This window comes from Clostridium sp. UBA1652 (assembly GCF_002320975.1).
Taxonomy (GTDB): Bacteria; Bacillota; Clostridia; order Clostridiales; family Clostridiaceae; genus Clostridium_T; species Clostridium_T intestinale.
On sequence record NZ_DCLI01000045.1, the window covers coordinates 7,796 to 28,089 of the forward strand.

Sequence of the window (20,294 nt, forward strand, 5' to 3'; positions counted from 1 at the left end):
GCTTGACCAAGGGGCCATAATTATTTAATCTATTGTCGCCTTATCTTGCGACCCGACAATGAATATGATACCTAAAATTGATAATAGTGTCAACACTTTTTTTATTTTTTTTTAAATACTGCCTTAAATATTGATTTTATCTTAATTATAAACATAATTCTAATAAAACTTTTAAAAAAGCTATCATTTTTTGATAGCTTTTTTATATTATTTACTATGATCTTTAGAATTCGCGTAATGACCTATCTTTTCTCCATCTATTACTCCAATTTCAGCACCATTTTTAGGATTCATTTTTCTTAATTCTGCATTAGACTTTTCTCTATCTTTTTTTCTGTTTTTATCATTATCCATTAGACCTTCTCCTTTTCTTAGCCAAGAGCTACTAATGCACAGCCTTCAATAGCTATAATATCATTATCTTTGCAGTAGCTTAAGATTTCTCTACTTTCTGCTCCTGGTTGTATTAGTATATATTTTATACCTAAAGCTTTTGCTTCTTCTATAAATTTTATTCCACTTAAAGGATTTATACATAAATCTATAACATCAATTTTATATGGTACATCTCCCAATGTTTTATAAATATTTTCTCCACCTTTAGGATGGACACCTTCAGTATTATACCCTCTTGAAATTAACTTGCTCAGTATTTTACTAGCATACTTATCTTTATTTAATGTGTCACCTATTACAACCCAATTTTTATATTTTAATAATTCTGTAGCTTTCATAAAAAAATCTCCTTTTTTCTAATTCTATAATTTTATTATAATAAATTTCGTTATTTATTAATATATACTACCATTAATTTTATTTATATAAAATTTATTATAAATATAAACTCTAGTTATATTATTTCAATAATGATACAATTTATTTATTCCAATATAGTGAAGGAGGTTTCCTAATGATTCATCATAATATACTCGTAGTTGGTGGTGGTGCATCAGGATTAATGAGTGCAATACTTTTAAAAGATTTTGGGCTAGATGTAGCAATTGTTGAAGGTACAGACAGAGTCGGAAAAAAGATTTTAACTACTGGTAATGGTAGGTGTAATATATCAAATAATAATATAGATTATCCCTTTTCAGGTTATTACAGTGATACTGAGAATTTTTTTATTGAAGCTTTAAATAAATTTTCTGTAGAAGATACCTTAAACTTTTTTTCATTTTTAGGATTACCTATTGTTGAATTAGAAAAAGGTAAACTTTATCCACAGTCTCTTCAGGCTTCTTCCGTTGTGGATATTTTTCGTTTAGCTTTAGAGGATAGAAAAATCCCTGTGTATAACTCCTGTAAAATTAAATCTATCCACAAACGCAAAAAATTTATTTTATCCACAGATAATGCTGATTTGAGTGAGTTTTCTTGTGATAAACTTATTTTATCTTGCGGAGGAAAATCTGCTGAAAAAACAGGCTCAGATGGTTCTGGTTATAAACTTGCTAAAGAATTAGGCCATAGCATAATAAAACCGCTTCCTGCTATAGTACAATTAAAGCTTAACTATCCTAGCTTAAAAGCTTTGTCTGGCATTAAGTTTGATGCTCTTGCTTCAATTTTAGTTGATGATATTGTCATAAGAAGTGATTTTGGAGAGGTACTTTTTACTGATTACGGCATCTCTGGCCCACCGATCCTTCAGCTTTCTCATATTGCATCTAAATCCTTAGAGAATGATAAGAAAGTTAGCGTAGTTGTAGATTTATTTCCTAATAAATCTAAAGAAGATATTGAAAATTTTATATATGGTCATTTTAGTATGTTTTCTCATAGAAAAGTTATAGATTCTCTCATAGGTGTTCTGAATAAAAAATTAATTCCTATATTCCTAAAAGAAGCTAAAATAAATGACTTACATAAACCAGTGTGTGATTTAACTTGGTCAGAAAAATCAAATATTATTTCTCTAATGAAAAAATGGCAATTCTCTTGCGTCGGGACAAATGGATTTAACAATGCTCAAGTTACGTCAGGTGGAATAAATACTTCTGAAGTTAATAGTTCAACTTTGGAGTCTAAAATTATTGATAATTTATATTTTACTGGTGAAATTTTAGATGTTCATGGAGATTGCGGTGGATTTAATTTACAATGGGCTTGGAGCTCAGCTTATACAGTTGCGACTGCATTAAAAAACTAGCAAAAGATTAAATTCTTTTGCTAGTTTTTTCTCCAAAAAGTATTTATAAGAGTAATATCTCTTCCCTCATCATCTTGAATTAAATGACGAATTTTTATTACTCCATTTTCTTCATTATGAACTGAACATTTAGTTTTTACCATATGTCCATAAGTGATTTCTTTAGAATATATAATACTAATATTATCTAATTCATATTCATCAACTATCTCATCTGGAATAACTTCTAGAGCCCATTCAACATACTTAGTGTTATTTACATGTTTGTTAGAATCTATATCACTACGTCTTACATAAAACTCTCTAAAATATTGATCTTCTTCCAGTTTTTCTGGATCTACTATTGTTGGATTATCCTTTATTTCATCCGCACATCCATAAGCTTCATACAAATCCCTTGGTATTCTAGCAGGTCTTCTTTTAGCTAAATCTATTAGAAAGAAAAGGCTCTTTCCTTCACCTATAATCTTATCGGCTTCATCTAATATTGTATAATCTCTAAAGGCATAAAACTTTTTAAAGCCTATTGGATCTGTTATTATTTTTATTTTTTCCCCATATCTAGGGTATCTTTTCATATTTATATTGTATTTATAAAATACCCATGTTAAGTTTCTTCCAGTTAAGGAATCCACCCCTACACCAAGCTCTTCTGATTGCTGCATACCTATATCACAGAAAAAATCTAATATAGAAGTTATTTTACATTTTAAACTATTATCTAAATTATAATAATTTATTTCATATTGTTTTTCAAAAACTCTCCCCATAACGATCTCCCTTAAACCTATTTCAATAAACAAAAAGGCTTAACAAGTTTAACTTGTTAGCCTTTAATTATGTCTATTTATTTAATGCTTCTAATAAATTTTCAACATTTAATCCATGTACCATAGCCGCTTCTTCTAAAGTTTCTGCTTGAGCTGATGGGCATCCTACACAACCCATTCCAAAACTCATAAGTACATCTACTTTATCTGGATTTTCCCTTACTACTTGACCTATTGTCATGTCTTTAGTTACCATAATATACCACCCTCACTTTTATCATTTTATTTAACATAAAGAAATTATATATCTTTGTTAAAAGAAAGTCAAGTAAAATGGTCGGATTTAACTTGTAACAAACATATTTGCCTAAACTATTGTAAATACTAACTAAAGACAACATTAAAAGGAGCAATACTATGAATAAAAAAAACATACTAATTAATTTATTAATCTATAACTTAGTACTTTTATTAATAATATTATTCTCTAAAACTCCCTTATTAATTATTTTAATAAAGAAACTCTTAATAGCTATATTTCTACCTATAGTCATAGGCGCTTTTTTATATTATTTAATAAGACCACTAAGAAATATATTTTTGAAAAAAGGTTTTAAAATAAGGTTTTCAATTTTTCTATCATTACTTATATCATGTTTAGTATTTGCATTATTAGTATCATCAATATCAAGAAGCCTTGTAAATAAAGTTTATTTACTTATAGATAGAGTAAGTTACTCCATTAAAAACTTTGATTTAACTAAATTTAATGATATTAATGCTTGGTTGGAGAACTACATAGATATTGATAATATAAAATCCTCTTTACTTCAGCAAAGCCAAAATTATATATATAAGATAGGAAGTATATTCAAGATTGTACTTGACTTTGGTTGGAATCTATTTGCTAATGTAATCTTATTTTTATTAATAACCTATCATCTTTTAAAAGATGATAAAAAACTCAAAAAATCTTTAAGTAATCTTCCATTTATAAAAAATCATTCAAGAGCTGAAACAATTATAAATAAGGCTGATGATGCTTTATTTAATTACATAACAGGTCAGGCATCTGTTGCATTTTGCCTTGCAGTATTAGTTTTTATAGGTTACTGGATTTTAAATTTTCCTGGGAAATTAATATTTGCTATATCAACATTTATTTTAGCTTTTATACCATTTTTGGGATTCTTTATTTCCATGATAATTCCCTATATAATTGCTCTTACTCTAGGTATTCCAATGATTATTAAATTAACTATTGTTTTTATGATAGCTCAAACTATAAAGGGCAGATTCGTAGTTCCATTAATTATGTCTAAAGCTATGAAGATTCACCCACTTACAGACATATTTTTAGTTATAGGTGCTGCTACTCTCTTTGGCATACCTGGAGCATTTTTAGTGGTTCCTATTTATGCTATATTAAAAATTATATGGGAAAATAGAGAAATTGATTTAGATAAATCATAAAATAAAATTAGCTGTATAAAGCACTTTTCCTTTGCTTTATACAGCTAATTAATTAGATTTCGCCTACTCTTATAGTTTGATCTCTCTTTGGACCTACTCCAACTATAGAAACCCTAGTCCCTGTAGCTTCTTCTATTCTTTTTAAATATACCTTTGCATTTTCTGGTAATTCTTCATAACTTCTTGCATCAGCTACAGAATCATCCCATCCATCAAATTCTTCGTATATAGGTTCACACTTAGCTAAATCTTCTAAAGATGCTGGGAAATAATCTATTACTTTATCTTCAAATTTATATCCTACACACATTTTTATTTTTTCAAGTCCTGCTAAAGTATCTATCTTTGTTATACAAAGAGAAGTTAATCCAGATACTCTTACAGTTGTTTTTAATATTACAAGATCTAACCATCCGCATCTTCTTGATCTTCCAGTATTAACTCCATACTCATGGCCTTTTTCTCTTATCCATTCTCCTATTTCATTATCTAATTCTGTTGGGAATGGTCCTTTACCAACTCTTGTAGTATATGCTTTTGCAATCCCTACTGCATTAGTTACCATATTAGGTCCAATACCAACACCACTAGCAACTCCACAAGCTGTAGTATTTGATGATGTAACATATGGATATGTACCATAATCTATATCAAGTAACATTCCTTGAGCACCTTCAAATAAAACATTTTTGTCAGCCTTTATCTCATTATAAACTCTAACTGATGTATCTTGTACGTATGGTCTTAGTCTTTCTGCAACACTTAAATATTCTGAAGCTATTTCTTCAAAACTTAATTCTTCTCCACCTAAAACCTTAGTTATATAAGGATTCTTAGCTTCTATATTTTGTTGTAATTTATCTTTAAATAAGGTTTCGCTCATAAGATCGCATATTCTTATTCCGCATCTTTCAAATTTATCTGTATAACATGGTCCTATACCTCTACCAGTTGTACCTATGTCATTTTTTCCTCTTGATTTTTCTTTTAATTTATCTAAAACTTTATGATATGGCATTATAACATGAGCTCTATCACTTATTATAAGTTTCTTTGGAGTAACTTTAACTCCTTCTCTCTCAAGATAATCTATCTCTTCAAATAGAGCTATAGGATCTACAACAACACCATTACCTATTACATTCAACTTATCATCGTGTAATATACCTGATGGAATCAAACGAAGTTTATATTGTCTATCCTCAACTTCTACTGTATGTCCTGCGTTGTTTCCTCCTTGGAATCTAACTACTACATCTGCTTCTTCTGCTAGGTAATCTGTCATTTTACCTTTTCCTTCGTCTCCCCATTGAGCACCTAATACAACAAATGCTGACATATAAATTTCCTCCTTAAATGTACTAATATATAATATTAGCTTTATTTCATCTACTTAAAATATGTCTTTAATCATAAAACTCCCAAGTAAAGTAGAGAGTTTTATCTTAGTATTCACTATTGGGAAAAATTTATAAGCATTAAACTTGTCCCCTATACAATACTATCAAAGTAAATTCTTAAGGTCAATAAATTAGCGAATATTTATATTCATATGTTTATAAAAATTCGTGAAACTATAGGCTTTTGCTATATAAATAATAAAGTATATATAGCTTCAACCACTATTTATTATAATTATCTTTTGAAATAACGATAATTTTGTTTATAATATACTTAAATAATAAATATGTCGAAGAGGTGTTTTATGAACATATATGAAGAGTCTTTAAAATTTCATAAAGAAAAAAAAGGTAAACTTGAAATAATCTCAAGAGTAAAAATAGAAAACTCTAAGGACTTAAGTTTAGCTTATACTCCTGGTGTCGCTGAACCATGTAAAGAGATACATAAAGATCCATCTACTGCTTATGAGTATACTAGAAAGTGGAACACTATTGCTGTAATCTCAGACGGCACTGCAGTTTTAGGATTAGGTGATATAGGACCTTTAGCTTCCTTACCTGTTATGGAAGGTAAAAGTATCCTATTCAAAGAATTTGGAAATGTAGATGCTTTTCCATTAGTTTTAGATACAAAAAATGTTGATGAAATAGTAGATACAATTGTACGAATATCCCCTTCATTAGGAGGAATAAATTTAGAAGATATTTCTGCTCCAAGATGTTTTGAAATTGAAAAAAGATTAAAAGAAAGGCTAGACATTCCAGTATTTCATGACGACCAACATGGAACTGCTATAGTTACCTTAGCTGGTTTATTAAATGCTTTAAAAATAGTAAAAAAAGATCTTAAGGATTTAAAAATAGTAATGAATGGAGCTGGTGCAGCTGGAACTGCTATATGTAAATTATTACTTTCTTCTGGTGTTAAAAACATTATTGTTTGTAATAGAGATGGGGCTATACATAGAAATATGACTTTCAAAAACTCATCTGTAGAAGAATTAGCTCAAATAACAAATCCTAATAATGAGTCAGGATCTTTAGAGGATGTTATTAAAAACTCTGATGTATTTATAGGTGTTTCTGCTCCAAATTCAGTTTCTAAAGATATGGTTAAATCTATGGCAAAAGATTCTATCATTTTTGCTATGGCAAACCCTATACCAGAAATTTTCCCAGAAGACGCTAAAGAAGCTGGCGCAAGAGTAATAGGTACTGGTCGTTCTGACTTCCCTAATCAAGTAAATAACGTATTAGCTTTTCCAGGGATATTTAGAGGCGCTCTTGATGTTAGAGCAAAAGATATAAATGAAGAAATGAAAGTTGCCGCTGCTTATGCTATAGCTAATGCTATTTCAGAAGATGAACTGAATGAGGATTATATTATCCCAAAATCTTTCGATAGAACAGTTCAAAATAAAGTTGCAGAAGCCGTAAAAAAAGCTGCTATAGAAAGTGGTATATCACGTATATAACATTCAAAAGGATATCTTAACTTTAAGATATCCTTTTATAAACTCTATTTTTTCCCTTTAGTATTTATTCTTCCTGCTTGTTTTCCTGCATTTCCATTATTATTAAACCCATTAATAGCATTAGCTGATTGTTCACTTTTATCTTTTAACGATTGATTTTCTGGATTAATACTTCTATTCTTAGCCAAACATATCACTCCTTTAATTTAATTCTCTAATAGTTTTTCCTAAACATATTTGTATATGCAAAAAAATCTAGGTATGCCCAGTACCTAGATTCTTCTAACAAAAGTAATATTAAGAGGAGTTTTACTTTGTTACTAATATGTGTGCTTGTCAGTTCTAAATTCAATAATAATCACTTCTTGCCCTGATAATGATTATCACTTGCTATAAATATAGTATATCTTATGATTATATTCTTGTCAATTACTTCTTTTATATTATTTTTAAACTTTTATGATAAATTTTATTGAACTTACTTTTTATACTTTTATAAAACAAAAAACCTAGGTATGCCCAGTACCTAGGTTTTTCCTAACAAAAGTAATATTAAGAGGAGTTTTACTTTGTTACTAATATGTGTGTTTGCCAGTTCTAAATTCAAGAATAATTATTTACTTGATAATGATTATCACTATCTTTAAATATAGTATATTTTATATTTCTATATCTGTCAATAGATTTATTAAAAACTTTTATTACTAATATTATGCTCTTGTTTTAAGTTTTATATACTACTCCAATAACATTACAGTATCATGATTTAATTACATCCATAAAATAAAGTTGTAATAGGAAAGGAGGCTTCATTTATGAGAGATCTACTTTCTACAAAGTCTACTTATTCAATGACATCTAGAGAGTTTTTTGATGTATTATGGGAAAAAGTTTACCTTAATGAAGATTTTAAAATCTTAGAAAATGAAAAAAACTTTAAGACTCATGTTTTGGAAACCTCTAAAGAATTTATTGTTTATGCTGATATTCCTGGTGTGGATAAGCAAGATTTAACTATTACTTACGAAAATAACTTTTTAGTTATCGCTATAAAGAGAGCCGAAGCTGATACAACATCAACCGATACTCTTTTTAATGAGAGATATTATGGTGAAACCAGAAGAATGTTCTATGTGCCTGATATAAAAATGGAAACTATTCGTTATACTTTAGAAAAAGGTGAGTTAGCTTTAAGTTTACAAAAGGATTTAAAAAAGAGTGATTAATTTTTTTAATCACTCTTTTTTAAGTATTCCCTTGGAATATAGCCTGTATACTTTTTAAAATTTAAAGAAAAGTTTCTATAATCAGTATATCCTACTTCACTTGCTATTTCATTGATGCTCTTTCCTGTCTTCATCAATTCAATTGCCTTTTTCATTCTTAGTTTTGTTATATATTCTGTAAAACTCATCCCTTTATACTTTTTAAAACTTCTACTTAAATAACTTTCATTTAAATACACCTCTTTTGCAACAATTCCTAAAGATATATTTTTCTTATAATTTTTTTGTATATATATAAGTGCTTTCTCCATAGATGTATCTTCAAGCTTAGAACTTTTTTCTCTTAACTTCTCTATAACATCTAATAAATAACTTTTTAAAAACTTTATTATATCCTCTAGGTATTTACTGTTATAAATATCCGATTTTTCTTCTATATTTATATCTATCTTATAATTTTCCATTTCTTCTTTAAATGAAATAATTATTTGCATAACCATATTTATTACAGTGGCTTTATTTAAGTTTACATCTTTGAAATATGCTGAGAGTTTATCAACGTATAATATTACTTTATCTTTCTTTTTGGCATTAACTGATAGAACTATGTCCTCTATTATTTGTGAAGCTATTTTTCTATCAAAGCTCTTATTTGCCTGTAGCTTATTTTTAATTATCAATCTTTTATTGAGATTAAATCTATTATCAAGCAGTTCTTTACTTTTATCATATAAGCTTTTTATATTTTCCACCTTATCATATTGAGTTAGAGCTACAGAAATAACAGTTTTATATTTATTTTCTGTTTCATATTTTAAACTTAATATACTATTTTCTAAATCAATGTCTGTTTTAAATATAACTACAATCCTATGCTGATGTGCCTCTATTACATAGCCTTTTTCTTTAAATATATCTTTTAATCTATTTTTTAAATGATCTATAATACTGTAATTAACATTACTCTGCAAACTCTTAGCATAATAATCATAATAGTCATTTTCTATCAATGAAATTTTCACTTCATCTTGATTATCCCAAAAATTATAGATCTCATTAATTTTTCTTTGTCCTCTTATTATCTCAAGTAGCATCTTTTCTCTAGATATTATACTATTACTTTTTTCTTCCTTAATTACTTCTACTGCGTTTTTTATTGCATTTATAAGTTCTTCATAATCTATAGGTTTTAAAATAAAATCTAATGCATTCATTTTAATAGCTCTTCTAGCATATTGAAAATCATCATACCCAGTAATTATAATAAATTTACTACTTGGTAAATATTTTTTTATTTCCTGGGACATAGAAATTCCATCTATCCCAGGCATGTTTATATCCGTTATAATTAACTCCGGCTTATATACTTTTGCTACCTCAATGGCTTTTAACGCATTATCTGCTTCACCACATATTTCACATTCCAGTTTATTCCAAGGTATTGTTCTTTTCATCCCTTCTCTTGCATAATACTCATCATCAACTATTATGGTTTTTATCATTATTAACACCACCATCTTTAGGAATTCTTATTAATGCCTCTGTTAATCCATTTATATTACTATAGGTTACTCCGTAATCCTTTCCATAATAAATTTTTATTCTCTTGTTTACATTACTTATCCCAATTCCTTCTCCATTATGTTTACTTTGTCCAAACCCTATTCCGTCATCAATTATTTTAAATATTAATAAGCCATCTTTAATAAAACCTTTTATTATTAATGTACCTGAATCTATCTTAGGTTCAAGCCCATGTATTATTGCATTCTCTACTAAAGGCTGTAATATTAATTTTAATATTTTTAGATTTAAGATCTCCTCACTTACTTCTATTGATATGCTAAGTTTATCTCTGTATCTATTTTTTTGTATCTTTAAATAATTGTTTATCTGCTCTATCTCTTGCTTAACGTCAACTATTTCCCCAGTATTGCTTATACTATATCTAAAAAACTTACTAAGTGCATTAGTCATATCTTCTACTTCATTATTTAATCCTAATCTAGCCATCCAACTTATAGAATTTAGTGCATTATAGAGGAAATGAGGGTTTATTTGAGCCTTTAAAGCCTTAAATTCTGTTTGCTGAATTAATATTTGTTTTTTATAATCCTCTTCTATTAATCTATTTATCTCTTTTATCATATTATTAAATCTTTTTACTAATAGGCCTGTTTCGTCATTACTATTAAAATCTACATAAACATCTCTATTTCCTAATTCAACTTCCTTCATCTGTAATGATATCTCATGAATTGGTTTAGATATCTTATTAGAAAGTATTCTTGATAAAACATAACCAATTATTGCAACGAATAAAATTATAATCATAAATATTTCAATATTCTTAAAGGCTTCTGTAAAGAAATAATTAGATGGTATAGTTTGAATAACTTTTACATTATTGCTTTTAGAAGTAGTATAGTATGCCTTATATTTTTCATTATTTATATTAATACTTAGATCCCCATTTTCTTTATTCATTTTTTTTAAATACTCTTCATTAAATCTAAATCCTGTTTGATTTTTAAGTAATTTATCAGTTACTATATAACCCTTTTCATCTAATAAATAAATATTACTATTCTCTACAAAAGATATATTATTTAATATATTATCGTAATAACTATCATAGATATCTGCTACAACATACCCTATTATTTCTCCACTATCCTTATTTTTTATAGCCTCTCCTATTACCATTACTATATCCTGAGCATTTTCACCATCTACTCTTCTATGTATCTGTTTGACTACCTTCCCTTCATTTTTAGCTAATGTATCAAAAAAATTTCCTCTTTCATCACTATATATAGGTTTATAATAATTAGTTGTAGAAAATCTACTCATACCATTTTTATTAACTATATGTATGGGTATTTTCAAAGCTTGTGCAGCTGTTATACCATTTATTATAGTATACATTTTTTGTGTATCTTCAAACCTTTCATTCCTGTCAACGTATTCATCGTTTTTATTTGCTATTTTTCTTACTTCTTCATTTTGTGCTATAAAATTTACTATATTAAAGAAATTATTCATATTATCATCTAATAAATTTGCTGTTAACTTTATATTACTTTCAGTATACTTTTCTATACTTTTAGTTGAATATCTTACTTCAAATATAAAATTATATATAGCAAGTATCAATAATGGAATTACCCCAACAATTAAAAAAGTAGTCTGTAGTTTTTTTCTAAAAGTTTGATTTTTCACAGCGTATACTCTCCCTGCATATATATTATTTCAATACCAATAAACGACAGACTCTTGTCCGTCGTTTATCTTATTCCTCTATTTCACTAGCTTTTATTATATTATCATTTAAAATTATTTCATTTAGAATTCTAGTACCATCCATATATTTAGGCAATTTAATCGTATATAAGCATGTATGGAGCTTTTCATTTTGAAAGTAAGTATCCTCTTCTTCATTTATAGAAAACTCTATATTTTTTATAAGAATATTTTTGTAATTGAAGTATTCCTCCAGAAATTGTAGGAGCTTTTTTTTATCAAGAAAATGTATCTCTATCTTGGTAACTCCTGCTTGAGATATAAATTTATTTTGAAATCTCTTAAGAATTACGAGTATTAAAACTATAGCTACCCCTGAAAATATACTTATTTCATAATACCCCATTCCTATAGCTAAACCTACACACGCAACAACCCAAAGAGTAGCCGCCGTAGTTAACCCTTTTATAGAACCTTTTGTATGGAGTATTGTACCTGCACCTAAAAATCCTACCCCACTTATCACTTGAGCTCCTAATCTACCGTAATCTACTTTTATTACCTGAGCTAGCTCAGGTCTATCAGAAATCATTTTAATAGCCTCATTTGCCATATTAATCTGAATTAATGATATTATAGCCGCACCTACGCACACAAGAATATGTGTCCTAAATCCCGCAGGGCTATTTCTAAAAGCTCTCTCATATCCTATAGCTCCTCCTATTAATATGGCTAAGCTTAATCTTAAAATGATCTCAATAGTTGACATTATCACCTCAACCCCTCTTGATTATTGTCTTTTATTATATTTAATATTTCTAAAGAATATGAACGTTGTCAGATATAAAGTCTAACATTATATCTTGTCCTACCTCAAATACATCCTTACCTTGAGGATTATTATCTTCTACCATTACTACTTTTTCTCCAACTTTAACTCTATAATCTTGGAATGTTCCCATAAATGTAGAATCTACTATATTCCCAGATATTTTACCCTTATGACCAATTTTTATAGCTTCAGGTCTTAAAATAATTTTACATATATCCCCGACTTCTTTGCTACCATTATATTTTAATTCTAATATATTTCCCTCTATATCAAGCTTAATTTTCTCGTCTTTTTTCTCTAATATTTTTCCATTTAAAAAGTTAGCCGCACCTATAAAGTCTGCAACAAACTCTGATGCTGGTTTATAATATATCTCCTTAGGTGTTCCTACTTGTTCAATAACACCCTTATTCATTATTATTATTCTATCTGATAAACTCATAGCTTCTGATTGATCATGAGTTACATATATAGCTGTAATTTTAACTTTTTTCTGTATCTTTCTTATCTCTGTTCTCATATATACCCTTAATTTAGCATCAAGGTTTGATAAAGGTTCATCAAATAGTAGTACTCCTGGCTCCATAACTAAAGCTCTAGCTAAAGCTACCCTTTGCTGTTGTCCACCTGACAGTTGGTTTGGATATCTTAGTTCCATCCCTTCAAGCCCTACTAAATTTATTATATCATTTACTCTGTTTTTTATTTCCTCTTTTGATATCTTTTTTAATTTTAATCCATATGCTACATTATCATATATATTTAAATGAGGAAATAAAGCATAGCTTTGGAATACCATGGCTGTGTCCCTTTTATCTGGAGTTAAATCATTTATAACATCACCACCTAGATATATTTCTCCATCTGTTGGCACTTCAAACCCAGCTATCATTCTAAGTATAGTGGTTTTTCCACATCCAGAAGGACCTAAAAGAGTAACAAACTCTCCTGCATTTATATCTACAGAGACATTATCTACGGCCTTAAATTCTGATTTTTTTTCATGAGTTATATATATCTTAGTTATATCTTTTATATTTACACCTTTACTTCTTTGCATATCTCTCACCTCTATTAGTTATATAATATTACTTTCTGTTTTACTTACTCCAAACTTACCTAAAACAAAATACATTATAGCTATTGCTGCATAAACTATAATTATTAATATTGTTGAAAATGCTGATGCAACTCCAAATCTACCATTATCAACCTGAGATAATATAGATGCTGTAAGCAATTGATATTTAGGAGTTACTAAAAATATAACTGCACTTACAGCTGTCATGCTCCTAACAAATGTATATACTAACCCACTAAAAAATGCAGATTTTATTAATGGTAAAGTAACTGAAGTAAATACTTTAATTGTACTAGCGCCTAAGTCTTGAGCCGCTTCCTCTATTGCAGGATCTATCTGCTGAAGTGCAGTTACTCCTGATCTTACACCTACAGGAATACTTCTAACTATAAATGCTATTACTATTATTAAAGCTGTCCCCGTTAATATAAGGGGCTTAGTATTATATGCACTTATATAACCTAGTCCTAAAACAGTTCCTGGTACAGCCATAGCTAGTAAGGATGTAAATTCTATAAAACCTTTTCCCCAGAATTTCTTTCTTACTATAAGGAATGCTATAACCATCCCTAATATACCTGTTATAGGGGTAGCCCATAAAGATAGAATTGTTGTATCTTTAAGCGACTTCATTCCTAAATCAAATACATATTTAAAATGATTTAATGTAAATGAATAATCTATTCCCATTACCTTAAAAAAGCCACCTAATGGTATTAATAAGTAAAATGAAAATACAAATATAGAAACTAATAAACAAAATATATCTATCGGCCATACTATATGATTTTCTTTAATTAAATCTCTCTCTCTTGATGCCTTACCTGTTACTGTAACGTAGGACTTTTTCTCTAGCCAGAATTTTTCAACTACAAACAATAAAATAGATAAACAAAGTAATACCACTGCTATAGCTGCTCCTCCTGCCATATCATAGTTTCCTATTGCCTGCATGTATATTTTTGTTGCTAAGGTTGAAAAGTTTCCTCCTATAACCATAGGATTAGAAAAGTCTGCAACAACTTCTATAAAAGTTAATAAAAACGCATTTGCAAGTCCTGGTAGCATAAGTGGTAGCGTAACTGTCCTAAAGGTTTTCCATCTAGAGGCTCCCATATTTCTTGCTGCCTCTTCTAAAGAGGGGTCTATTCTATTTAATAATCCTATAAGTAAAAGATAAGCCACTGGAAAAAATGTCATGGTTTGAACCATAACTACTCCCTTAAATCCGTATATATTAAAATTAGTTATACCAAGGAGTTGCCTTGTCACTAATCCAAATTGTCCAAATAACATTATAGCTGATAAAGCTAATACAAACGGTGGTGATATTACTGGTAATATCGATACTATTTTAAATAATCTTTTAAAATGCGAACGCATGTAAGCATCTGCATAAGCAAATATGAAGCCTATTAATGTTGCTAATATTCCCACTGTAGTTCCTAATAATAATGTGTTTAAAAATGTCTTTCTAAAATCAATATCTCTTAATACCTTTAGATATGCATTCATAGAAAACCCTTGATTTTCTATAAAACTTACTTTTAATACCGAATATAATGGGTATATTATAAATATTGATAACGTAATTATTAAAAATATTATAGTTGTTAAAAGCATTGGATCTCTCCAAATCTTTTTCATATCATTTATTTCATGTTTCATCCGAATTTTTCGCGAACTAAAACCCATTTTTACCACTCCTATATAAAATTATTTTATAATAGAGGGGATAAAACCCCTCTATTAATAATTTATTTTATTGCTTGATTCCATTTTTCAACTAAAGCACTTCTATTTTTACCTGCCCAATCTAAATCATAGTCAATTAATTTTGTGTCTTTGATTTCATTTGCTAACTCTGGTGCTACAGCTTTTTCATTTGTTAAGAATTGATAGGAACCTACAGTTTTTCCAAGCTCTTGAACCTCTTTTGTTAATACGTAATCTATAAACATCTTATCAGCCTCTTGATCTGGACCACCTTTAAGAATTGCTGTTGAACCTATCTCATAGCCGGTACCTTCTACAGGTGCTGTTAATACTAAATCCTTCATTCCTTCTTCTCTATATTTAATTCCATCATGTAAAAATGATATCCCAACCATTACTTCACCTTGTCCAGCCATTCTAGCTGGAGCAGTTCCAGATTTTTCATAAGACTTAATATTAGCATTTAGCTCCTTCATATATTTTAATCCTTCTTCTTCGCCCATTAACTGTATCATTGTTGCTAACATTGTATAAGCAGTTCCTGAAGATCCAGGATTAGCTATAGATACTTGTCCCTTGAATTCTGGTTTTAATAAATCTTTCCATGAAGTTGGTGCCTTAACCCCCTTTTCATCTAATAATTTTTTGTTAGACGCAAACCCTAAATATCCAACATATATTCCTGTCCATGCTCCATCTTTATCCTTATATTTATCTGGTATATCTGATGCATTTTTAGATATATAATTTTCAAGTAAACCTTCTTCACTTGCCTGAACAAAAGCATCTGCTGGTCCCCCATACCATACTGATGCTTTTGGATTATCCTTTTCTGCTCTTATTCTTCCTAAAATTTCTCCAGAAGACATTCTAACAGCTTCAGCCTGAACCCCTGTTTCTTTTTTAAATTCTTCTACAACCTTTACCATGTGATCTTCCATTAATCCGCAGTAAATTGTTAATTTTAAATCCTTCTTGCCATCAGCACTTGAGTCATCCTTCTTACCGCATGCTGTAATAGCTCCAGCTAACATTAACGTACTTAGTGTTAAAGCTAATATTCTTCTTTTTTTCATTAATGAACCCCTCCAACTCATTTTTATTACAAGATTATTTTACAGTAAACAATTTCATTTTTGTTTATTAAGGTAATAATTTCATACATATAGGTAAAAATTTATTACATACCTAGCTGTAACCCGCATAAATGCTATATATAGTTATATAGTTATATAGTTATATAGTTATATATATAAATAGATATCTATTTTTCTATTTAAGTACTTTTCTACTTTTCTATTTTTCTATTTAAGTACTTAACTTCTTATTAAACATAAATCAAGCAAAATAACTTTGATGAAGCTGAGGAACGCTTCTACAGTAATAAAGTGCTTAACTTCTTATTAAACATAATTACTAAAAGGATTTTAATGGAACTTGAGAAAAAGCCTCTACAAATCAGAAGTTAAAATAGTTTTAATGGTTTTTATATATCGAAAAAAAAGCTACCACAAAATAATTGTGATAGCTTTTAAGATAGTTCATTATATAACATTAATCCCTATGAACAGTGTCTAAATTACCAAATTTACTGAATTGTCCCAACCATGCAAGCTTTACCGTTCCTACAGGACCATTTCTTTGCTTTGCTATTATACATTCACCTACATTTTTTTCTTCTGTTTCTTTGTTATAGTATTCATCTCTATATAAAAACATAACAACGTCAGCATCCTGCTCTATTGACCCAGATTCTCTTAAGTCAGATAACATAGGTCTATGGTCTGCTCTTTGCTCTGGAGCACGTGATAGCTGTGATAAGGCTATTACAGGGCATTCCATTTCTTTAGCTAATGCTTTTATACTTCTTGATATTTCAGAAACTTCTTGTTGTCTACTTTCACTTCCTGAACCCGACATAAGCTGAAGATAGTCTATCATTATTAGATCTATGCCGTGTTCTATTTTTATTCTTCTACACTTGCTTCTCATTTCCATTACTGTTACGCCGGCTGTATCGTCAATATATATTTTAGCCTTTGATAATGGTCCTGAAGCCCTAGCTATGCTATCCCAATCTTTGTCTTCTAAGTTTCCCGTTCTAAGCGCAAGCATATCTACATTTGCCTCTGAACAAAGTAATTTGTATGCAAGCTGATCTTTAGACATTTCCAGAGAAAATATAACTACACTTTTTCCTTCTCTTAAAGCTGCATGCTCAGCTATATTTAGTGCAAACGTAGTTTTTCCCATTGATGGTCTTGCCGCAATCAGAACCATGTCACCTTTTTGAAAGCCTGATGTTTTTGCATCTAAATCCATAAAGCCTGATCCTACTCCAGTTATATCCCCTTTATTATTAAAAAGCTTCTCTATTTGTTGAAAACTTCTTTCCAAAACATCGCTTAGAGCTTCATAATCAGAGGTGCTTCTCTTCTCAGATATATCAAATATTCTTTTCTCAGCAGTATCTAATACTTTTTCTACATTGCCTTGCTCGTTATAACTAGACTCAATAATCTCAGTAGACGCCCTTATAAGCCTTCTTAGTAAAGACTTTTCTGAAACAATCTTTATGTATGAACTTAAATTTGCAGTTGTTGGAACTGATCCGCTTATCTCAGTAACATAAGTGGCTCCCCCTGCATTTTCAAGTTGACTAGTAGATTTTAAATACTCTAATAATGTTACTAAGTCTACAGCCATATCTTTTTGAAACATTTTTATTATTGCTTTAAATATTACTTTATGTGAATCTCTATAAAAATCTTCTTCTTTTAAACCTTCTGCTGCTTGAGCTATAGCTGTTTTATCTATAATCATTGACCCTATTACAGATTGCTCAGCTTCAATGCTTTGTGGCAAACTCTTCATTATGCTGTTTTCCATACTCTTCACCACCCTATATTAATGCCTATATAAAAAGATTATAGTAATTTTACACCCAAAAGTAAATTACCTTTGGATTAATTAACCTATATTTTCGCATGCGATAAAAAATAGAGGCTATGCCTCTATTTTTTAGTATTAACCAAATATTATGTTCATAACCTCTTCTACAGAGCTTACTGTTTTAACGGTAATATCTTTTAAGCCATCAGGAATCTCTTTTTCATTATCTTTAGGTATGATAACAAGATTAATTCCTTTTCTTCTTGCTCCGTATATCTTTTCAAATATCCCTCCTACAGGCTTAACTTTACCTCTTAAAGATACTTCTCCTGTAATTGCAACATCTTGTCTTATTGGTTTTTCTTCTAAAGCACTTATTATACACATTGTAATAGCTACTCCAGCTGATGGCCCATCTATATTTCCTCCACCAACTACATTTACATGTATATTATAATCTTTAATATCTTTGTCTGTGACTTTTCTTATAACAGATGCAGCATTAAATACAGAGTCCTTAGCCATAGATCCTGCTGTTTCATTGAACCTTATTGAGCCTGTCCCTTTTTCCTTTGCAGGATATACTGTAGCTTCTATTTCTAGAGTTGAACCTAAAAATCCTGAAACTCCAAGTCCATATACATGTCCAACTTCACTATCTGTATTTTTATCTAATCTCTCATAAGGAATAAATCTTCCTATAGCTAATACTTCTTCAACATCTTTTAATGTTATAGTAGATTGTTCTGGAATGTCTTCTTTATTATTATAAAGTGAATATCCATATGCATCTGCTAATATGTTTACTGCTTTTCTTCCTTCAATTGTATATCTACTTATTAATTCTGATACACCATCTTCTAGAATAACATTAAGTTTTTTAGCTGCATTTTTTATAATATCTTCTATGTCACTTACTGCTAATGGTTCAAAATATACTTCTGTACATCTTGATCTTAATGCTGGGTTTATTTCTCCTGGATCTCTTGTTGTAGCACCTATTAATACAAAATCTGCTGGCGCTCCATTTTCAAAAAGATACTTTATATATTTAGGTGTATTTTCATCATCTGGATCATAATATGAAGATGAGAACTCCACTCTTTTATCTTCTAATACTTTTAATAATTTATTTTGGAGAATATCATCTAATTCTCCAATTTCATCAATAAATAATACTCCACCATGAGCTTCAGTTACTAGACCTGGCTTTGGTTCTGGAACTCCTATTTCAGCCAAGTCTCTTTTACTTCCTTGGTAAATAGGGTCGTGAACTGATCCTAATAACGGATTAGTTATTTCTCTTGGATCCCATCTTACGGTTGTTCCATCTACTTCAACGAATTTTGAGTCATCATCAAAAGGTGTAAAATTCATCTTTTTTACGGCTTCAAGGGCTATTCTTGCAGCTGTAGTTTTACCTACCCCTGGAGGTCCATAAAGAATTATATGTTGAGGATATGGAGAAGCCATTTTTGATAATATAGATTTAATAGCTCTCTCCTGTCCAACTATTTCATCAAAATCTGAAGGTCTTAATAAACTCATTATATTTTTGCTTGTTTTTCTAGCATCAAGGACTTCTAAATCCGCATATTTTTTAAGAGTTTTTGCATTTTCAGGACCTTTCTGTTTGCGTATTATTCCAAGTCTCATTTCATCAATATATTTATCTTGTCTTTCCATTAGTGCCTGTTCTACATCAGACTCTATTCTATTTTGAATATATTTTCTTGCTAGTTCTTCTGATACCCAGCCAAAAACTTCTTCCATAACTTCATGAATATTTTTGGAATCCGGAACTACTTTTATTCCTTTTCCATCTGATGCAATTTTATTTAATGCATAAACCCTTTCATATATAGAGTCAGATTTAACGTATTTTTGAAGCTTATATTTTACGGTTCTTGCTCTTATAGCTCCTTCATCTAATACATTCTTTAATATATCAAATAGTACATTAACTTGTGATTCTAAAGAAAGCTCGTTATTCATCAATTCTTGTAATACATTAGCTTCATTTTTTGTTCT

18 protein-coding genes are annotated in these 20,294 nt (G+C 29.3%); 4 read left to right on the forward strand and 14 right to left on the reverse strand.

Annotated features, from left to right (window positions below):
• Positions 1–207: 207 nt before the first annotated feature.
• Both B3N22_RS07795 and B3N22_RS07800 read right to left on the reverse strand, forming a co-directional pair.
• Positions 208–354, reverse strand: coding sequence for a hypothetical protein (locus B3N22_RS07795; protein ID WP_286906060.1), 147 nt, complete (start codon positions 352–354; stop codon positions 208–210).
• A 17-nt stretch (positions 355–371) separates the two neighbouring features.
• Complete coding sequence (locus B3N22_RS07800) at positions 372–734, reverse strand: CoA-binding protein (protein ID WP_286906062.1); 363 nt, start codon at positions 732–734, stop codon at positions 372–374.
• A 176-nt stretch (positions 735–910) separates the two neighbouring features.
• Between B3N22_RS07800 and B3N22_RS07805 the strand changes: the two genes are divergently transcribed.
• Complete coding sequence (locus B3N22_RS07805) at positions 911–2,152, forward strand: BaiN/RdsA family NAD(P)/FAD-dependent oxidoreductase (protein ID WP_286906065.1); 1,242 nt, start codon at positions 911–913, stop codon at positions 2,150–2,152.
• Between the two features lie 20 nt (positions 2,153–2,172).
• Here the strand turns inward: B3N22_RS07805 and B3N22_RS07810 are convergent, their stop codons facing one another.
• Together B3N22_RS07810 and B3N22_RS07815 are read right to left on the reverse strand one after the other, a co-directional pair.
• The gene (locus B3N22_RS07810; RefSeq protein WP_073021231.1) at positions 2,173–2,922 is read right to left on the reverse strand and encodes an acyl-[acyl-carrier-protein] thioesterase; all 750 of its coding nucleotides are present in this window, start codon (positions 2,920–2,922) and stop codon (positions 2,173–2,175) included.
• A gap of 73 nt (positions 2,923–2,995) precedes the next feature.
• Complete coding sequence (locus tag B3N22_RS07815) at positions 2,996–3,178, reverse strand: DUF1858 domain-containing protein (protein ID WP_021804033.1); 183 nt, start codon at positions 3,176–3,178, stop codon at positions 2,996–2,998.
• Positions 3,179–3,339: 161 nt separating this feature from the next.
• Here B3N22_RS07815 and B3N22_RS07820 point away from each other — a divergent pair, with 161 nt between their 5' ends.
• Positions 3,340–4,395: an AI-2E family transporter gene (locus tag B3N22_RS07820; protein ID WP_286906073.1), complete on the forward strand. Its 1,056-nt coding sequence runs from the start codon at positions 3,340–3,342 to the stop codon at positions 4,393–4,395.
• A 52-nt stretch (positions 4,396–4,447) separates the two neighbouring features.
• On the opposite strand, the gene B3N22_RS07825 is transcribed toward B3N22_RS07820, so the two are convergent.
• Complete coding sequence (locus tag B3N22_RS07825) at positions 4,448–5,734, reverse strand: adenylosuccinate synthase (RefSeq protein ID WP_286906075.1); 1,287 nt, start codon at positions 5,732–5,734, stop codon at positions 4,448–4,450.
• A 366-nt stretch (positions 5,735–6,100) separates the two neighbouring features.
• Between B3N22_RS07825 and B3N22_RS07830 the strand changes: the two genes are divergently transcribed.
• Positions 6,101–7,273: an NAD(P)-dependent malic enzyme gene (locus B3N22_RS07830; protein ID WP_286906076.1), complete on the forward strand. Its 1,173-nt coding sequence runs from the start codon at positions 6,101–6,103 to the stop codon at positions 7,271–7,273.
• A 44-nt stretch (positions 7,274–7,317) separates the two neighbouring features.
• On the opposite strand, the gene B3N22_RS07835 is transcribed toward B3N22_RS07830, so the two are convergent.
• Entirely contained in the window at positions 7,318–7,461 is a 144-nt protein-coding gene (locus B3N22_RS07835) for a hypothetical protein (RefSeq protein ID WP_175550918.1), read from the reverse strand.
• 627 nt (positions 7,462–8,088) lie between these two features.
• Here B3N22_RS07835 and B3N22_RS07840 point away from each other — a divergent pair.
• Positions 8,089–8,499 carry an Hsp20 family protein gene (locus B3N22_RS07840; protein WP_286906077.1) on the forward strand — a complete coding sequence of 137 codons (411 nt, stop codon included), beginning with the start codon at positions 8,089–8,091 and terminating at the stop codon, positions 8,497–8,499.
• A gap of 5 nt (positions 8,500–8,504) precedes the next feature.
• Here B3N22_RS07840 and B3N22_RS07845 read toward each other — a convergent pair whose 3' ends face one another.
• The 8 genes from B3N22_RS07845 to lonC form a co-directional block, all read right to left on the reverse strand.
• The gene (locus B3N22_RS07845) at positions 8,505–10,001 is read right to left on the reverse strand and encodes a response regulator transcription factor (RefSeq protein WP_286906078.1); all 1,497 of its coding nucleotides are present in this window, start codon (positions 9,999–10,001) and stop codon (positions 8,505–8,507) included.
• Entirely contained in the window at positions 9,979–11,721 is a 1,743-nt protein-coding gene (locus B3N22_RS07850) for a sensor histidine kinase (protein WP_286906080.1), read from the reverse strand. Before B3N22_RS07850 ends, B3N22_RS07845 begins: the two co-directional genes overlap by 23 nt.
• Before the next feature lie 70 nt (positions 11,722–11,791).
• A complete protein-coding gene (locus B3N22_RS07855; RefSeq protein WP_073021245.1) occupies positions 11,792–12,511 on the reverse strand; it encodes an MgtC/SapB family protein in 720 nt (239 codons plus the stop codon).
• A 49-nt stretch (positions 12,512–12,560) separates the two neighbouring features.
• Positions 12,561–13,634, reverse strand: coding sequence for an ABC transporter ATP-binding protein (locus B3N22_RS07860; protein ID WP_286906084.1), 1,074 nt, complete (start codon positions 13,632–13,634; stop codon positions 12,561–12,563).
• An 18-nt stretch (positions 13,635–13,652) separates the two neighbouring features.
• On the reverse strand, positions 13,653–15,350 hold the full coding sequence (locus B3N22_RS07865) for an ABC transporter permease (protein WP_286906086.1): 1,698 nt from the start codon (positions 15,348–15,350) through the stop codon (positions 13,653–13,655).
• Positions 15,351–15,412: 62 nt separating this feature from the next.
• A complete protein-coding gene (locus B3N22_RS07870; RefSeq protein ID WP_286906088.1) occupies positions 15,413–16,447 on the reverse strand; it encodes an ABC transporter substrate-binding protein in 1,035 nt (344 codons plus the stop codon).
• Positions 16,448–16,925: 478 nt separating this feature from the next.
• The gene (locus B3N22_RS07875) at positions 16,926–18,260 is read right to left on the reverse strand and encodes a replicative DNA helicase (protein ID WP_073021249.1); all 1,335 of its coding nucleotides are present in this window, start codon (positions 18,258–18,260) and stop codon (positions 16,926–16,928) included.
• A gap of 138 nt (positions 18,261–18,398) precedes the next feature.
• A complete protein-coding gene (lonC, locus tag B3N22_RS07880) occupies positions 18,399–20,258 on the reverse strand; it encodes a Lon family ATP-dependent protease (protein ID WP_414632227.1) in 1,860 nt (619 codons plus the stop codon).
• Between the last annotated feature and the right edge of the window lie 36 nt (positions 20,259–20,294).

Excerpts from the sequence above, each read along its gene's own strand:
- B3N22_RS07840 (WP_286906077.1), top strand. The coding sequence starts at position 8,089 with ATGAGAGATCTACTTTCTACAAAGTCTACTTATTCAATGACATCTAGA.
- B3N22_RS07860 (WP_286906084.1), bottom strand. The coding sequence starts at position 13,634 with ATGCAAAGAAGTAAAGGTGTAAATATAAAAGATATAACTAAGATATAT.
- B3N22_RS07810 (WP_073021231.1), bottom strand. The coding sequence starts at position 2,922 with ATGGGGAGAGTTTTTGAAAAACAATATGAAATAAATTATTATAATTTA.
- B3N22_RS07820 (WP_286906073.1), top strand. The coding sequence starts at position 3,340 with ATGAATAAAAAAAACATACTAATTAATTTATTAATCTATAACTTAGTA.
- B3N22_RS07870 (WP_286906088.1), bottom strand. The coding sequence starts at position 16,447 with ATGAAAAAAAGAAGAATATTAGCTTTAACACTAAGTACGTTAATGTTA.
- B3N22_RS07865 (WP_286906086.1), bottom strand. The coding sequence starts at position 15,350 with ATGGGTTTTAGTTCGCGAAAAATTCGGATGAAACATGAAATAAATGAT.
- B3N22_RS07855 (WP_073021245.1), bottom strand. The coding sequence starts at position 12,511 with ATGTCAACTATTGAGATCATTTTAAGATTAAGCTTAGCCATATTAATA.
- B3N22_RS07875 (WP_073021249.1), bottom strand. The coding sequence starts at position 18,260 with ATGGAAAACAGCATAATGAAGAGTTTGCCACAAAGCATTGAAGCTGAG.
- B3N22_RS07825 (WP_286906075.1), bottom strand. The coding sequence starts at position 5,734 with ATGTCAGCATTTGTTGTATTAGGTGCTCAATGGGGAGACGAAGGAAAA.
- lonC (WP_414632227.1), bottom strand. The coding sequence starts at position 20,258 with ATGAATAACGAGCTTTCTTTAGAATCACAAGTTAATGTACTATTTGAT.
- B3N22_RS07800 (WP_286906062.1), bottom strand. The coding sequence starts at position 734 with ATGAAAGCTACAGAATTATTAAAATATAAAAATTGGGTTGTAATAGGT.
- B3N22_RS07795 (WP_286906060.1), bottom strand. The coding sequence starts at position 354 with ATGGATAATGATAAAAACAGAAAAAAAGATAGAGAAAAGTCTAATGCA.
- B3N22_RS07815 (WP_021804033.1), bottom strand. The coding sequence starts at position 3,178 with ATGGTAACTAAAGACATGACAATAGGTCAAGTAGTAAGGGAAAATCCA.
- B3N22_RS07805 (WP_286906065.1), top strand. The coding sequence starts at position 911 with ATGATTCATCATAATATACTCGTAGTTGGTGGTGGTGCATCAGGATTA.
- B3N22_RS07830 (WP_286906076.1), top strand. The coding sequence starts at position 6,101 with ATGAACATATATGAAGAGTCTTTAAAATTTCATAAAGAAAAAAAAGGT.
- B3N22_RS07845 (WP_286906078.1), bottom strand. The coding sequence starts at position 10,001 with ATGATAAAAACCATAATAGTTGATGATGAGTATTATGCAAGAGAAGGG.